We start from the raw sequence: 16238 nt of genomic DNA, 5'->3' as shown, positions 1-16238 counted from the left end.
CTACCTCCTGTCCTTGCTATGCAGCACGACGACATAGCCATCTGGGCAAGTTATCAAAACTTCCCTATCTATATATTCGTTAGAAGCGTACACTTTTTTAAAGAAAAAATTTTCCTCTGTCAATTCGTACTTGGCTCCGATAATAGTCAACTGGCTATCCCGAACTGGCATAAAGGCTAGATAATCATAATCCGAACGGGGTTCTAGCTGACTGGTCCCTTCTGGACAATAGGCAATCAAATTTTGCCCGTCCTCAATTTCTATCTGGCGCATATAGGGTGCCAACTTAGGATTGCTAGGTAGAAAAACATTGGCCAGCATATGATCAATGCGACCGCCAAGAGCACCGAAAATAGTCACCCGAGCCTGAGGACTTTGCTCAAAGATGGCTAAGAGAGCCAATTCCAGATCTGTATCATCCTTTTCTGGATGGGCTTGGACAAAATGCTGGGCACGTTTTTGAATCAACTGACGTTCGTCCGCAGTCACCGAATCAAAATCCCCAACTGCTAGAGTCAGAGGCAGATCTTCTTCCAAGACCCAGAGCGAGCCTCGATCCACACCGACAAAGCAATCAAAATCCGTCCGGTAGTGACCGCGTTCTCCGCCTGCAAAAACGGCAACCCTAGCCCAGTTGTTTTCTGAGAGTTTGTACTCGCTCATTGACATCTCCCTTAAAGACATAGGAACCTGCTACAAAAACGGTCGCACCAGCTTCTTTGGCTTGGGCAATAGTTTGATCATCAATACCACCATCCACTTCGATTTCAAAGTTCAAACCTTTTTCCTGACGAATGGCAACCAACTCACGGACCTTATCCATGGTTTCAGGCAGAAAGGCTTGACCACCGAAGCCAGGGTTAACCGTCATGACCAAGACTTGATCAACTAGATGAAGCACGTGCTTAATAGCTTCAACAGGCGTACCAGGATTGATAACAACCGAAGGTTTAACACCAAGCGAACGAATTTTTTGGAGGGCTCCATGGATATGAGGCGTCGCTTCTACATGGATACTGATAATGTCTGCACCTGCACGCGCAAAATCTTCTAAGTGATGTTCAGGATTTGCTACCATCAAGTGGCAGTCAAAGACCATCTTGCTATGGGGGCGAAGAGCTTCAACCACACCTGCACCAAAACTGATTTGTGGTACAAAGTGACCATCCATAATATCGATATGGGCGTATTCTGCACCAGTTGCTTCTAGGCGTTTGATTTCACGTTCAAAGTTGGCATAATCTGCTGCCAGAATTGACGGAGCAATCTTGTATTGAGACATAGGTTTCTCCTTATTTTGGAATTTTTTTGCTGACTTTTTTATAGGTTTCTCTGCGATTTTCAATCTCACTGAGAAATTGCAGGTAGTTGTCAAAACGGAAGGTTGCAACAACTCCCTCTTCGACAGCTGGCTTAACCGCACAAGACGGCTCATGGGTATGGGTACAAGTACGGAACTTACAATCTCGACTGACACTGGCAATCTCTGGAAAGGCCTGATTGAGGTCTTCAGCCGTTGACACTTCATAGTCCAGCGATGAAAATCCGGGTGTGTCAGCTATCTTTCCACCATTGAGGTTGTAAAAACTAACAGCTCGAGTGGTATGGCGACCACGACCTAGACTGTCTGAAATTTCTCCTGTTTCAAGATTGAGGTCCGGTGCGATTTTATTGAGAAGGGTTGATTTTCCAACACCTGTCTGCCCCATAAAGACTGTAGTCTTGCCTGTTAACAAGGGCAGGAGTTCTTCCTTACTGGTCACAAAGTCATAGCCAATGGCACCGTAAGTCTGCTGGTAAAAAGCCAGTTCTCCTCTATCTTCCAGCAAGTCCATTTTAGAAATATAGACGATAGGATGGATACCCTTGTGCTCCAAAAGAACCAAGAAACGATCCAGCAAATTGCTGTTGAAGTCCGGTTCCTTGACGGACATGATCACCACAGCTTGGTCAATATTGACAATAGGCGGACGGACCAGACTGTTTTTCCGTTCGTGAATCTTGAGAATATAACCTTCAGAATTTTCCTCCGCAGAAAAATCTACCCAGTCTCCGACGTATGGCGTGTGGCCTTTTTTACGGAAATTTCCACGCGCGCGTGTTTGATAGACCTGACCCTCACTCTCCACATAATAGAAGCCCGCCAAGGCTTTAATGATTTGTCCCTGCATCTTAGAATCCTTGTCCTTTAAGCGCATCTGAAAGGCTAGCAAATTCTTCCAAGCTTAGTGCTTCCCCACGCACACTTGGTGACAAGCCTGCTTGGTCCAAAGCCTTGGTCAGCTTATCCTTGACTTCTTCGGTCTTGCCAAAGTAGCCTGTTAAGTTGTTCCACAAGGTCTTGCGACGATGGGTGAAACTAGCCTTGGAAATCTTAAAGAAGAACTGTTCATCTTTCACTGCTACAGCTGGCTCTGGACGGCGCACCATTTTTAAAATGGCTGAGTCCACATTTGGCGCTGGCACAAAGACCGTACGAGGCACGATGAAGGCAACCTTGGCTGTCATATAATACTGCACAGCAATCGACAAACTACCATAAGCCTTGGTATTTGGCTGTGCTGAGATGCGATCCGCCACTTCTTTTTGCATCATGACGACAAACTCACTAAAAGGAATGCCACTCTCGATCAAGTGCATGAGAATAGGTGTCGTGATATAGTAGGGCAAGTTGGCTACTACTTTAATTGGCAATTCTGGATTTTTGAAATTCTGGATATGTTGCGCCAAGTCAACTTTGAGAATATCCTCATTGACTACGGTCACATTGTCAAAATCACGCAGGGTATCTGCTAAAATCGGTACCAAACGGTGGTCAATCTCAAAGGCCATAACTTCTGCCGCACGCTCAGCCAAAAATTCTGTCAAGGCACCAATCCCTGGCCCGATTTCGATGACATTGACCTGGTCATCAATTTCAGCCGTATCCACGATTTTTTGAAGGATATTGGTATCCGTCAGGAAATTTTGCCCGAAGGACTTTTTAAAGGTAAAACCGTGACGCTCCAGCACTGCCTTGGTCACGCTATAATCTGCAATTCTCATTTATTCTCTTTTCTATTTATTAGCTAAAAACAATATATAGAACCCATATAATTCCTAGTACCAATACAATCCAAAACACAAAATGAATATGATGCTTGTTTGAATCGGATCCAGTCATATCAAGCGCTTTCTTATCTTCTTGGGGGTTCATTTTCTTCAATTCATCCTGATAGGCAACCGAATCTAGAATATTGTCTTCTGGCAATAATTCTGAAGCATAATAATCAGGAAAACCCATAGCAAGGCCAATTAGGTTCTTATCCGTTAGAGAAAAATCCAAATCTTCTGGTTGATTTTCCTGAATAGCTCGGATATTTTTTAACAGTTTATCAGAAACTACAGACACTTGATTCATAAAAACTACATCCAAAACATCAAATCCAAGCACATCACCGTCTTTGACATTTGCAAGAATATAACGAACAAAGGCATCATATAGTTGCAAGGCTTGCGGGGCATTTTCTTCTAAAAAAGACCGATTTTGGAGGGCATTTTGCTGGAATTTTTCAATAGAAAGTAAGATATCTACATTCTGCTCTTGGTAAAACTTTTCTGCTTCCTCTTCATCTTCTTCGAGTTTTTCTGCTGTTTCCCAGAGAGCAATAGGAGCTTTTAAATCTGCTTCATCCCAAAACAATTGCCAAAAATAAGGTATTATGTAAATTCCCTCTGTTAGAATACGGGCTTCATCTCCGTTTTTTAAGTAAATGTGGCTTCTATTGGCCATGTTGTTTCCTTTCAATTTTTTAAAAGTAAGATATGGAATTCTACTCATCCCTCTTCCGTAGATAAATCTATATAGACTTTCAACATATCTTCAGAAATTTCAAGTTCTATCTTATGAGGTAGGACACCAGTTCCCATACAGCCAGCATCTCAATCTATTCACTTCTATTGTAACACATTCCGCCTACATTTTGGGACGGTTTCTCAATCCTCATAACTGGTCATAGCATCTTCAACTTCAGCTAGACTAATGCCAAACAACTCTAAGCGCTTAAGGAGTTGCTTGCCGTTGGAATAGCCGAGGCGGAGCTGTTCGCCTAGATACTCTCTACGCCTACGACTGTCTGCTCCCGCTAAGAAACCGAGGCGAATCAAGTCACCACGACTGATGTCAAACTCGTTCTCGTTTTCAAATTGCTCTGTCACCTGGGCCAGCGCTGTTTTTAGGTCTTCATAGTTGGCGTGTTCAATTCCCAGAGAACGTCCCTTGGACTTGGATTTGGGAACAGCCTCATCTCGCTTGAGAAAGGCATGCTGCACAGTTGGAATGGCCGTCATAATCATGCGCCGAATCCGCTCCCCATTAAAATCTGGATCTGTAAAAACAATGACTCCATGCAGTTCATGCAAACGACGAATGCGCTCTATATCTTGGTCATTTATTGCGGAACCTCTTGTTTCGTAGGTCTCTACATCAAAGTAGCGTTTGAGATTGACCGTATCATCGCGACCTTCGACCACGATGACTTGGGAAATTTTTTCTTTCATCACTTGCTGTCCAATCCAAAGATACGCTCTGCATTTGCAGTTGTTACTGCGGCTAACTCCTCAGTCGTCATCCCACGCAAATCCGCGATAAAATCTACCACATAGCGAGTATAGGCTGTTTTGTTTTCACGACCACGTTTAGGAACAGGAGCCAGGTAAGGTGCATCCGTTTCTACCAAAATCTTATCCAAAGGAAGTTCCCTAGCAACCTCTTGAATATCCGTCGCTTTTTTAAAGGTCACCACTCCTGAGAAAGAAATGGTAATGCCAAGTTCGACAAACTTCTCAGCCCACTCCAAAGAGCCTGAAAATGAATGCATAATCCCACCACGAGGACCAACGCCCTCGCTCTTAATAATCTCATAGGTATCTTCCAGCGCATCCCGGGTATGGACCACAAAAGGTAAATTCAAGTCCTTGGATAACTGAATCTGACGACGAAAAACCCGTTCCTGCACTTCCTTAGGTGCTGTCATCCAATGGTAGTCCAGACCAATCTCACCCAAAGCAACAACCTTGGGATGTTTTAGCTTTTCAAGCAAGTAAGCTTCGACCTCATCTGCGTATGTACCTGCTTCAGTAGGATGCCAGCCAATAGTCGCGTAGAGTTGCTCATACTCATCTGCCAACTCTAGGGCACGTTCAATGGTCGGCTTGTCAAAACCAACAATGTTCATCCGCGTCACACCCATCTCAGAAGCCAAGGAGATTTCTTCGGCTTCACGTCCTGCAAATTCCTCTACATTTAAATGTGTGTGTGTATCAAAAATCATCTCTTCTAACCTCGTTTTCTTCCCTCTATTATACCAAAAATAGCATCCCTCGGCTTGTAAAAATATTCTAATACCAATCGTTCTCCCTTGACTACCTTTTTTCAAAGCAGTATAATAACACTTATTGAAATTTTCAGTAAAGGAAAAGAAAATGTTTAGAAAATTAAAATATACCTTTATCGGTCGGCCACTCAAGTCTCTCACAGACAGCGAAGGGGGCTTATTAGGAAAAATGCAGGCACTTGCAATGTTATCCAGTGATGCCCTGTCTTCTATTGCCTATGGACCTGAACAAGTCATTCTCGTTTTAGTTAGCCTCTCTCCTCTCGCTATTTGGTGGAGCCTCCCTATCGGTATCTTTGTCCTCTTACTCCTCGCTAGTTTGACCATTTCCTATCGTCAAATCATTCATGCCTATCCTCAAGGTGGAGGGGCTTATATGGTCACTCGGGAAAATCTCTCCCCTGAACTGGGCTTGATTGCAGGAGGCAGTCTCCTTGTTGACTATATGCTGACAGTAGCCGTATCCGTTGCGTCTGGAGCTGATGCTATTACTGCAGCCATACCCGCCCTCCATCCCTACAATCTTCATATCTCTATTTTCCTAGTCTGCCTGCTCATGCTCTTGAATTTAAGAGGATTGAAAGAATCTGCCAGTTCTCTGATGATTCCCGTCTACCTCTTTATCTTCAGTACCGTCTTTCTCTTGCTTTATGGATTCTTTCAACTATTTACAGGTTCCCTAAACTATCAGGCAACTTCAACCATTGGACAAACTGTTCCGAGCCTTTCCATCGTTCTCCTACTAAGAGCCTTTACCAGTGGCTCTGCCTCTCTGACAGGGGTTGAAGCTATTTCAAATGCGGTACCATTTTTTAAAACTCCGAAAGAAAAGAATGCTGCTCAGACTTTGACCATCATGTCGCTGATTTTAGGATTTCTTTTTGCAGGCATTACCTTCCTAAACTACTGGATGGGTATCACGCCTCAACACGGAGAAACCATCCTCTCGCAAATGGCCAAGGGCATTCTTGGTGATTCATTCTTTGGTCATGCTAGCTACTATCTCTTCCAGTTCTCGACAGCCTTGATTCTAGCCGTAGCTGCAAATACTGGCTTTTCAGCCTTCCCTATGCTGTCCTACAATATGGCCAAAAACAAGTACATGCCCCATCTCTTTATGGAAAAAGGGGATCGCCTTGGCTACTCCAACGGTATCTTAACTCTGGCTGTTGGAGCTATGATCCTTCTTCTCATTTTTAATGGGAATACTGAGCGCTTGATTCCTCTTTATACTATCGGAGTCTTCGTTCCCTTTGCCCTTTCTCAGACTGGGATGATTCGCCATTGGAAAAAGGAAAAAGGAGTAAACTTCTTAAAATCTGCCTTCGCTAATATCCTTGGGGCCATCATTTGTTATGCCATTGTCCTCATTTTACTCCTCTTCAGACTGGGTGATATCTGGCCATTCTTCCCAATTATCCTAGTTTTAACCTTCCTCTTTTTGTCCATTCACAACCATTACCAAAAAGTGGCAAAACAACTACGACTCTACGAAGGAATTGAAAAACGCACTTATGACGGTAACCTTGTCCTTGTCCTAGTAGGAAATGTCACTCGAGTAAGTATCGGAGCCATCAACTACGCTCAAAGTATCGGTGACGAAGTGTTGGCCATGCACATTTCTACTAAAGAAACGGCAGAAAAAGACCAAGAAATTCTTCAGGAATTTGCCGATTACTTCCCAAATATCACTCTGAAGAATATCAACACTAGCTACCGCGACATCATCACCCCTAGCGTCAAGTATGTCAAACGAATCGCCCAAGAAGCTAAGCAAAAAAACTACACCGTTACAGTCCTTGTCCCACAGTTCATCCCTAACAAGCCTTGGCAAAATATCCTGCACAATCAAATGAGCCTCAAACTAAAATACGCTCTCAGATGGCATGAAGACGTCGTTGTCGCTAGCTACTCTTATCACTTAAAAGAATAAACAAAAGCTCAAAATCATTTGTTTTTGATTTTGAGCTTTTTTATCTGAACTTCTCAAATTTTCTCATAGATCAGAGACTTATTCCATGATACAAAACTCATACGGAAATGTATGAATCCTTCACTATCTATACTTGTTGAGCAAAACAAAAGCCAGTAGACTCGAGTTCCTACTGGCTTCTTTGCTGAATTTGTTTGGATTATGCAGCCAAAACTTTGCGTCCTTTACGACGACGAGCTGCCAATACGCGACGACCGTTTTTAGTTGACATACGGTTACGGAATCCGTGTTTGCGCGCACGACGAATTTTACTTGGTTGATAAGTACGTTTCACGATGAATACCTCCTCATAGATTTTGTATTCGTTTAGCCGGCTATAAAGTGATCAGTTACTAAACATACTTTACTATTCTATCTGATTCTGATACTTTTGTCAATAGCTCTAGGCAAATGTTTCCAGCTTTTTCTAATGTAAGCCCTATCTACGATACTGTTTCAAGAAACGAGTCATCTTTTCTTGGATTTGTGCTAACTCATCTACACGAGGGAGGTAAACAATACGGAAATGGTCTGGTTCTTGCCAGTTAAAACCGCGACCATGAACCAAGAGAACCTTTTCCTGCTTCAAGAAATCAAGAACGAACTGTTCATCATCATCGATGCGATACATATTGCGGTCAATTTTAGGGAAAATATAAAGTCCGGCTTTGGGTTTAACAGCAGATAAACCTGGAATATCTTGAATGGCATTATAGATAAAGTTTCTTTGCTCATAGATGCGACCACCAGGAAGGAGTAATTCGTCCACTGACTGGTGCCCACCTAGCGAGGTTTGTACAACTTGCTGAGCCAAAACGTTAGAGCAAAGGCGCATATTGGACAGCATATTGAGACCTTCGATATAGCCCTTGACATGGTGCTTAGGACCAGACAAGACCATCCAACCTACACGGAAACCAGCGATACGGTGGGATTTTGACAGACCATTCATGCTGACACAGAAAACATCAGGTGCCAAGCTCGCCACAGGAGTATGCACATGCCCGTCCATTACCATGCGATCATAGATTTCGTCCGCAAAGATAATCAAGTCATTTTGACGTGCAATCTCGATAATCTCTAACAAGAGTTCCTTGGGATAAAGAGCTCCTGTCGGATTATTTGGATTGATGAGAATAATAGCCTTGGTATTTGAAGTGATTTTTGACTTGATATCGTCAATATCAGGGTACCATTCTGCAGCTTCATCACAGATATAGTGAACGGCATTTCCTCCAGCTAGGCTGACAGCTGCTGTCCAGAGAGGATAGTCTGGCATCGGTACCAAGACCTCATCACCATTGTCCAAAAGCCCCTGCATGGACATGACAATCAGCTCACTGACACCATTTCCAAGGTAAATATCATCAATATCCACATTTGGAAATTTCTTCAGTTGGCAATACTGCATGATAGCCTTACGAGCTGAGAAAATCCCTTTAGAATCAGAGTAACCTTCACTATCACGCGCATTCATAATCAAGTCATGAATGACCTCATCTGGCGCTGTAAAACCAAATTCGGCTGGATTCCCTGTGTTCAGACGCAAAATCTTTTCTCCGTTTGCTCGCATACGCATGGCTTCTTCCAAAACAGGACCACGGATATCATAAGCAACATGCTCTAGCTTGCTAGACTTGTTAAATTCTTTCATCTTTTTTCCTCAATTCATCGAGATAGTAACATTATACCACTAGAAAGTCGCTGCGACAAGCTTCCATAAACAAGGAAACAAAAGAAAAAACATTGACAAAGAGAATCCTCACTAATTCTCTTTTCTTTTATTTCTATATACGCACTAAGTCTATGACCAACAATATGGTTTAAAATATGATTTTTACTTTACTTCTTTAGTGAAAAGGGTTACAATAAAAGCAAGAAAATTTCAGGAGGTTTCATTATGGCACAACGTTACCAAAATGTTATGGTCGCAATTGATGGTTCTAAAGAAGCGGACTTGGCTTTCGTCAAAGGTGTTTACACTGCTCTACGCAATGAATCCAGGCTCACCATTGTCCATGTTATTGATACACGCGCTCTTCAAAGCGTATCTACCTTTGATGCTGAAGTTTACGAAGAACTCCAAGCCGATGCTGAAAGTATGATGAAAGAGTACGAAAAGCGTGCAAAAGATGCTGGTTTAACGGATATCCACATCGTCATCGAAATGGGAAATCCCAAAACTCTCCTCGCTCGGACGATTCCGGACGCAGAAAATGTTGACTTGATTTTAGTTGGTGCTACAGGTCTCAATGCCTTTGAACGCCTCTTAGTCGGTTCTTCATCTGAATATATTCTCCGCCATGCAAAAGTCGATTTGCTGGTCGTGAGAGAAAGTGAAAAAACATTGTAAATAGTAAGAAAAGGAGCCTAGAGCTCCTTTTTATTACTTATTATTTCTGTTTCTTTCTTTATGTCGCTCATAAGCCTTAAGCTGACGTTGTAGCTCCTGTTTAATGGCAGGTTCTGGAGCATATTTTTCTTCCCAGTCATCTGGTTTTAAAATCTTGTGTGTAACTGGGTCAAAATGAGCTTTTCCATCAGGGAAGACCTTCCCCATATTCGCTTCATGGACAATATCAAAAATACGTTCTGGATCTACTCCCATCAAAACAAAACTACCGTATGTGAAATACAGTGTGTCGATCAAAGCATCCACTTGACCGACCAAGTTTTGCTTAGCAGGTGTCTTTTTCGCCACTTTCTCTGCTGCCTTATCAAGTGCTTCATGCATGCTTGCAAGGGACTCTTGGAATTCTTCCTCCGAAGAACTTGCCGCGCGAACAAACTCTACTAATTCTTCAATTTTAAAGTCTGCGCGGTGGGTCGCACCTTCAACATCCCATGCTTGTGGTTCTTCTTGAGTTCGTTCATCCATCATGTGGTGGAAGGTCTTGACTTTATTAAAGTGGTAGTCCCGACTGACAAACACTTTTTCTGAAGCCAAAACACCAAAGTGCTCAAGCGCCTTGTGGATGCCATCTTGTTGATTACTTGCCGTAATATGTTTAGCAACCTCTTTGGCACTGCTACTGCCATTTCCCATAGCGACTGACATACCGACACCTGCTAACATCTCCAGGTCGTTGTCGGAATCACCAAAGGCCATGACTTGGTTGAGAGCAAAGCCATATTCTTTCCCGACCCGACAAATGCCTTCTAGTTTGGAATTTCCTTGGTTAATGATATCTGCGGCAAAAGGATTGCTTCGAGTCAGTTTCAAGTCTTCAAAATCGGCTGCTGCCTTCTCAGATTCCTCTGGCGTCATCAGCATCAAAACTTGATAAATGGGTTGATTAATCAAGTTAAGCAAGTCGTCTTCTTTTTGAGGAACTGCCTTGCTGACCATTCGATTAAAAGAACGGCTGACGGTTCTTGTCAGCACTGTCGGGATAAAACGACTAACCAGTTGGGAAAAGGATCCGAGACCAAATGACATAATCTTCGAACCAACAACGGCATGCTCGGTTCCAAGAGCGATTTCTTTACGCTCCTTTTTAGCGTAAGCAATCAGTTGACGCAGGCTTGACTTAGCAATCGGACTCGCAAAGAGCACCTTTTCTTTATTAAAAATGTATTGGCCATTGTAGGTCACCGCAAAATCCAAGTCCAAGTCTTCCATCAATTCCTTGACAAAAAACGGCCCTCGTCCTGTCGCTACTCCAACAAGCACTCCTTGCTCTTTGACAATCTTAATCGCGTCCTTAGTGGATTTCAAAACACTCTTGCGATCGTTGACTAGCGTTCCATCGATATCAAAAAAAACAGCCTTGACTTCCATCCTGTCCCATTCTCCCCTTTTGTGTTACAATGATTATACCACATTTCAGAAAGAGTGACTAAATCATGCCTAAGAAAATCCTTGTTTTACATACAGGTGGGACCATTTCCATGCAAGTAGACGCCACCGGTGCCGTTGTAACTAGTCAGGACAATCCCATGAACCATGTGTCCAATCCTCTTGAAGGGATTGAGGTTCATGCCCTAGACTTTTTTAATCTGCCAAGTCCCCATATCAAACCCAAGCATATGCTTGCACTCTATCATAAGATTAAAGAGGAAGCTAATAACTACGATGGAGTTGTCATCACACATGGTACAGATACCTTAGAAGAAACAGCTTACTTCCTTGATACCATGAAAATCCCACCCATCCCCATCGTTCTAACAGGAGCTATGCGTAGTTCTAACGAACTTGGTAGTGACGGTGTATACAACTATCTGAGCGCTTTACGAGTTGCCAGTGATGATAAAGCAGCCGACAAGGGCGTTTTGGTCGTCATGAACGATGAGATCCATGCAGCCAAGTATGTTACCAAAACTCATACAACCAACGTCAGCACCTTTCAAACCCCAACACACGGACCACTTGGTCTCATCATGAAGCAAGAAATCCTCTACTTCAAAACAGCCGAACCACGAGTCCGCTTTGATCTCGAACATATTCAAGGTCTGGTTCCCATCATCTCAGCCTATGCAGGTATGACAGACGAGCTAATCGATATGTTAGATTTAGAACAACTGGATGGCTTAGTCATTCAAGCTTTTGGAGCTGGAAATGTTCCCAAAGAAACGGCCCAAAAATTAGAAACTCTCCTCCAAAAAGGAATTCCAGTCGCCTTGGTTTCACGTTGTTTTAACGGGATTGCCGAGCCCGTCTACGCCTACCAAGGTGGGGGCGTGCAGTTGCAAAAGGCAGGCGTTTTCTTTGTTAAAGAACTCAACGCCCAAAAAGCTCGTCTCAAATTATTAATCGCCCTTAATGCTGGACTAAAAGGACAGGCCTTAAAAGACTATATGGAAGGCTAATCCTCTTCGAAAATCTCTTCAAACCACGTCAGCGTCGCCTTACCGTATATATGTTACTGACTTCGTCAGTTCTATCTACAACCTCAAAACCATGTTTTGAGCTGACTTCGTCAGTTTCATCTACAACCTCAAAGCAGTGCTTTGAACAACCTGCGGCTAGCTTCCTAGTTTGCTCTTTGATTTTCATTGAGTATAACTCCTTCTCTAGAAAGCAAATCAGGAAATCTCACGATTCCCTGATTTTTTCTATTTACGTTTTCGTGTAGAGCGGCGTTCTGTCAAACCATGAGGTAAGAGAACTTCACGTTCTTCCAGCTCTTCCTTATGCATAATCTTAGTCAACATACGCATGCTGATAGCACCTAAGTCATAAAGAGGTTGGGCAATAGTCGTCAAGTTTGGACGAGTGAATCGTGCAATCTGAGAGTCATCTGTCGTGATGATTTCAAACTCTTCTGGCACAGATACACCATGGTCAGCCAAACCATTCAACACACCCGCAGCCAATTCATCACCTGTTACAACTGCGGCTGTAGCTTGCGATGAAATCAGGCGTTCTGCCAAGGCATAACCATCGTCATAGCTGTATTTTGATTCAAAGACCAAGCCCTCGCTATAAGAATGTCCAGCTTTTTTCAAGGCTTCCTTATAACCAATCAAACGAACCTTGCCATTGATATCATCGACGAGTGGTCCACTCACAAAAGCAATTTTCTCATTTTCTTTGAGAAGGTAGCTCACGGCATCAATCGTTGCTTGTTTGTAGTCGATATTCACACTTGGAAGTTGGTGTTCTACATCCACAGTACCAGCAAGAACAACCGGTGTCCGTGAACGAGAAAACTCTGAGCGAATCTTTTCAGTCAAGTGATAGCCCATAAAGATAATCCCATCGACTTGTTTTGAAAAGAGAGTGTTAACCACTGAAACTTCCTTTTCATCATCCTCATCACTATTTGCAAGGACAATGTTATACTTGTACATTTCAGCAATGTCGTCAATCCCCTTAGCAAGTGTTGAGAAATAACCATTGGTAATGTTCGGAATCACAACTCCGACTGTCGTTGTTTTCTTACTAGCCAAACCACGTGCTACCGCATTTGGACGATAGTCCAAACGATCAATCACTTCTAGGACTTTTTTTCGAGTGTTCTCTTTAACATTCTTGTTGCCATTAACGACACGGCTAACTGTTGCCATCGAAACTCCTGCTTCACGGGCGACGTCATAAATCGTTACTGTATCATCTGTGTTCATTCCGTTTCCTTTCTATAATGAAAATTTCGCTTTCACGCATCTACTTACTCCATTTTATCACTTATTGTAAACACTTTCAAGTATTTTTTAGGAGAAACTTTGAAAAAATTTCATTCTTCATTCTCATTTTGAAAAGGCGAGTACGATTTCTTGATTTTTGAGATATTTTGCTGTATGATAAGGAAAATAAAGAGGGAGGAAAACATGGCTTTTACAAATACACAGAGACGTTCCGCTAGCTTTGGTGTCGTGACCAGCTTGCCTGATGATGTCATTGACTCTTTATGGTATATTATCGATCATTTCCTGAAAAATGTCTTTGAATTAGAAGAAGAACTTGAGTTTCAACTGCTCAACAATAAGGGGACCATCACCTTCCATTTTTCTAGCCAGCACCTTCCGACTAGCATTGATTTTGATTTCAATCATCCTTTTGATCCGCTCTACCCTCCTAGGGTCCTTGTTTTAGACTTGGACGGCAGAGAAACCATCCTCCTTCCAGAAGAAAATGACCTATTTTAAAAACTCTAGCTTCTCAGCGCAAACTGCTGAGGAACTAGAGTTTTCTTTTTCTAATAAATGGATCGACTAACTACTAGACCGTTTGGTTTTGTATACTCTAAATCAAGGTAATCCTGGTAAGTCCCCGGTACAATGAAACCTTGGGGACTCAATATATCAGTTCCGGCTTTTCCTACGATAGAGTCTGCTAGCAGAACACAATTGGTACTGAGAACAAAGTAGGTCTTAAACTCAGATGAGCTGAATTTATAGAGGGTCGCATCTGCTTCCTGTTTCAGTTGGTAGGAGTAGGTGTGCTTTACCTCTCCCTCTCTTCTTTTCATCAACTGCGAGCTTGGTTCCCAAGGAATTAACAGGTCTTCTATCTCCGCTAAACGCGCTTGGATGGCTGTTTTCTGTTGGTTCGTCAAACTCAGACCATAAGCAAACAAGGTCTTCTGACTTTCCCTCTTACAAAGCTCAATGTATTTTTCCCGATTGGCCTTAAACAAAACACCGTCTCCAACCATGCCGAATAAACGCTCCGAGTGGGGATCATAGGAACCATAGGAAATAACCTTCCCTTGATAACAAATATCCACATGTCCCATGGCTAGGAAGAAGGAGGTTTCTGAGGTATGAATAAAAATTTCCAGATCAACCGTCTGATCGTTTTTTCTTTCTGAATGAACTTCCCCTTCTTGGCTTTCATGATTTGACAGCCACTCATTTAGTTTTCGCAAGGTACTGATAGGGATCAGAGCCGTCACAAAGATCGGCAGGGTCATTCGCATATGCCGCTTCAGCTTGGGATTGTTTTCTATCTTTTCAAAAAAGAAACCGTCCCGAAGGCTACTAGCCCCTAGCATGAGCAAGTAAAACCCAAGCAAGAGCAATTCAAAATTCGCTGCATCGTGAAAAGGAGAGATGCTATAAAGACCGAATCCTATCATCCATACAGCATCGAAGAGATGATGGAGCCGAGGATGAATGGCATTTTTTCGATAGAGAGACCAGGTCACAAGACTAATGATGCCCGTAAACAGCTGGTAACTCGCAATGATAAACACCAGGAGGTAGAGGGTCAGGTCTTGTAAAATGATAGAATCAAATAAGAGAGCAGCAACTACCAGCTTGGCCAAGGTTACAAAGATGTTTTCCCTACGCTGTTTATCCTGAAACCAACGAGTCAACAAGTGCCAAACTGCTGACAAGGAAAAGTAAGTCATCAGCAACTGATACCCCATTCGCGGAATAACTTGTCCAAAACGAATCAGGAGAAGCCCTAAAACAATAGCAAGTAGTCCCTCCCCGATACTCTTCCACTTGCTATAAGTCTCAGAAAGCTTAGGCATCTCCTTGCTCCAACTGGTCAACCAAGCAACGAATCGGTTGTTTTAAGTTTGGATGGATAAAATGGGGAGCTATTTCTTGCAGAGACTCAAGGACAAAGAGGCGTTCTGCTATATAAGGATGAGGTAAGATGAGGTCGTCTGTATAGATGACTTGGTCTTCTACAAAAAGCAGGTCCAAATCAATCAAACGAGGCCCCCAATGCACCTCTCGAACCCGTCCCATTTCTGACTCAATGGCTAACAAGGTCTCTAATAAGACTGATGCTGGAAGCCAGGTTTCTACTTCAATCACCTGATTGGCAAAGCTATCTTGTTCCACACCACCCCAAGGCTCCGTCGCTAATACACTGGACTCTTTGAGAATATGGATACCTCGAGTCCGCAGTTTATCAATAGCTTGTTCCAAGTTGGCTTGCTTATCGCCCATATTGCTTCCTAGGGCGATAAAGGCACGTTGCTTGCGACGGTGGATGGTTACCGAGCAGGTATCAAGGGGCAAGTGGACTGGCGCCCAAGGTTTTTTGAGTTCCAGTTCAATTTCTTGGACAAGAGGATAGGTCTCAAAGGTACGCTCTACTAGTTTGTAGGCTACCGTTTCAATCAAATCCTCAGTGCTTTCCTGAAACCAAGTCTTCCACTGTTGGCAAAGTTCTCCATAGTGGACAGAAGAAGACAAATCTAACTCAGTCGCTGCCTTGGTCATATCATAGGATAAGCGTGCAGAAATAACAAACTTTTGCCCCAATTCCTTCTCACTTGGAAAGAGTCCATGATAAGCAAATATTTCCAAATCTTTAATCTTTAGCTGATCCATAACTAGTCCTTTCTAGAAAAATCCGCTTAAAGCGGATTCTTTTTATACTCAATGAAAATCAAAGTGCAAACTAGGAAGCTAGCCGCAGGCTGCTCAAAACACTGTTTTGAGGTTGCAGATGGAAGCTGACGTGGTTTGAATTTGATTTTAGAAGA

At 42.9% G+C, this 16238-nt stretch carries 17 protein-coding genes; 4 read left to right on the top strand and 13 right to left on the bottom strand.

Features of this window, described 5'->3' with window-relative positions; all coding sequences use genetic code 11:
• The 7 genes from ACXYSL_RS07295 to ACXYSL_RS07265 form a co-directional block, all read right to left on the bottom strand.
• Positions 1-663 (bottom strand): thiamine diphosphokinase, encoded by a 663-nt coding sequence (locus ACXYSL_RS07295; protein WP_458624371.1) that lies wholly within the window; start codon positions 661-663, stop codon positions 1-3.
• Positions 626-1282, bottom strand: a complete 657-nt coding sequence (gene rpe, locus ACXYSL_RS07290) for a ribulose-phosphate 3-epimerase (protein WP_458624370.1) — start codon at positions 1280-1282, stop codon at positions 626-628. The genes ACXYSL_RS07295 and rpe overlap by 38 nt, the downstream gene beginning before the upstream one ends.
• A gap of 10 nt (positions 1283-1292) precedes the next feature.
• Positions 1293-2171 (bottom strand): ribosome small subunit-dependent GTPase A, encoded by an 879-nt coding sequence (gene rsgA, locus ACXYSL_RS07285; RefSeq protein WP_458624446.1) that lies wholly within the window; start codon positions 2169-2171, stop codon positions 1293-1295.
• Between the two features lies 1 nt (position 2172).
• Positions 2173-3045, bottom strand: a complete 873-nt coding sequence (rsmA, locus tag ACXYSL_RS07280; protein WP_458624369.1) for a 16S rRNA (adenine(1518)-N(6)/adenine(1519)-N(6))-dimethyltransferase RsmA — start codon at positions 3043-3045, stop codon at positions 2173-2175.
• Positions 3046-3064: 19 nt separating this feature from the next.
• Entirely contained in the window at positions 3065-3772 is a 708-nt protein-coding gene (locus ACXYSL_RS07275; protein WP_458624368.1) for a dimethyladenosine transferase, read from the bottom strand.
• 203 nt (positions 3773-3975) lie between these two features.
• Positions 3976-4539, bottom strand: a complete 564-nt coding sequence (gene rnmV, locus ACXYSL_RS07270) for a ribonuclease M5 (protein ID WP_000660016.1) — start codon at positions 4537-4539, stop codon at positions 3976-3978.
• A complete protein-coding gene (locus ACXYSL_RS07265) occupies positions 4539-5312 on the bottom strand; it encodes a TatD family hydrolase (RefSeq protein WP_458624367.1) in 774 nt (257 codons plus the stop codon). The genes rnmV and ACXYSL_RS07265 overlap by 1 nt, the downstream gene beginning before the upstream one ends.
• A 151-nt stretch (positions 5313-5463) precedes the next feature.
• Between ACXYSL_RS07265 and ACXYSL_RS07260 the strand changes: the two genes are divergently transcribed.
• Positions 5464-7308, top strand: coding sequence for an APC family permease (locus ACXYSL_RS07260; RefSeq protein WP_458624366.1), 1845 nt, complete (start codon positions 5464-5466; stop codon positions 7306-7308).
• A 199-nt stretch (positions 7309-7507) separates the two neighbouring features.
• On the opposite strand, the gene rpmH is transcribed toward ACXYSL_RS07260, so the two are convergent.
• Complete coding sequence (rpmH, locus tag ACXYSL_RS07255; protein WP_000831902.1) at positions 7508-7642, bottom strand: 50S ribosomal protein L34; 135 nt, start codon at positions 7640-7642, stop codon at positions 7508-7510.
• A 144-nt stretch (positions 7643-7786) separates the two neighbouring features.
• Positions 7787-9001, bottom strand: a complete 1215-nt coding sequence (locus ACXYSL_RS07250; RefSeq protein WP_458624365.1) for a pyridoxal phosphate-dependent aminotransferase — start codon at positions 8999-9001, stop codon at positions 7787-7789.
• A 246-nt stretch (positions 9002-9247) separates the two neighbouring features.
• Here ACXYSL_RS07250 and ACXYSL_RS07245 point away from each other — a divergent pair, with 246 nt between their 5' ends.
• Positions 9248-9700: a universal stress protein gene (locus tag ACXYSL_RS07245; RefSeq protein ID WP_000079165.1), complete on the top strand. Its 453-nt coding sequence runs from the start codon at positions 9248-9250 to the stop codon at positions 9698-9700.
• 33 nt (positions 9701-9733) lie between these two features.
• Here the strand turns inward: ACXYSL_RS07245 and ACXYSL_RS07240 are convergent, their stop codons facing one another.
• On the bottom strand, positions 9734-11128 hold the full coding sequence (locus ACXYSL_RS07240) for a Cof-type HAD-IIB family hydrolase (RefSeq protein WP_000453115.1): 1395 nt from the start codon (positions 11126-11128) through the stop codon (positions 9734-9736).
• 65 nt (positions 11129-11193) lie between these two features.
• Between ACXYSL_RS07240 and ACXYSL_RS07235 the strand changes: the two genes are divergently transcribed.
• The gene (locus tag ACXYSL_RS07235; protein WP_458624364.1) at positions 11194-12156 is read left to right on the top strand and encodes an asparaginase; all 963 of its coding nucleotides are present in this window, start codon (positions 11194-11196) and stop codon (positions 12154-12156) included.
• 246 nt (positions 12157-12402) lie between these two features.
• Here the strand turns inward: ACXYSL_RS07235 and ccpA are convergent, their stop codons facing one another.
• Positions 12403-13413 (bottom strand): catabolite control protein A, encoded by a 1011-nt coding sequence (gene ccpA / locus ACXYSL_RS07230; protein ID WP_001090635.1) that lies wholly within the window; start codon positions 13411-13413, stop codon positions 12403-12405.
• Between the two features lie 204 nt (positions 13414-13617).
• On the opposite strand from ccpA, the gene ACXYSL_RS07225 reads away from it, so the two are divergent.
• Positions 13618-13935: a DUF960 domain-containing protein gene (locus tag ACXYSL_RS07225; RefSeq protein WP_000886045.1), complete on the top strand. Its 318-nt coding sequence runs from the start codon at positions 13618-13620 to the stop codon at positions 13933-13935.
• A 50-nt stretch (positions 13936-13985) separates the two neighbouring features.
• On the opposite strand, the gene ACXYSL_RS07220 is transcribed toward ACXYSL_RS07225, so the two are convergent.
• Positions 13986-15269: a DUF308 domain-containing protein gene (locus ACXYSL_RS07220; protein WP_458624363.1), complete on the bottom strand. Its 1284-nt coding sequence runs from the start codon at positions 15267-15269 to the stop codon at positions 13986-13988.
• Positions 15262-16083 carry a 2-amino-4-hydroxy-6-hydroxymethyldihydropteridine diphosphokinase gene (gene folK / locus ACXYSL_RS07215; protein WP_458624362.1) on the bottom strand — a complete coding sequence of 274 codons (822 nt, stop codon included), beginning with the start codon at positions 16081-16083 and terminating at the stop codon, positions 15262-15264. The genes ACXYSL_RS07220 and folK overlap by 8 nt, the downstream gene beginning before the upstream one ends.
• Between the last annotated feature and the right edge of the window lie 155 nt (positions 16084-16238).

Source organism: Streptococcus sp. V913 (assembly GCF_054353455.1).
The sequence above is the reverse complement of the archived record's forward strand: the minus strand, read 5'-3'. Positions and strand labels throughout refer to the sequence as shown.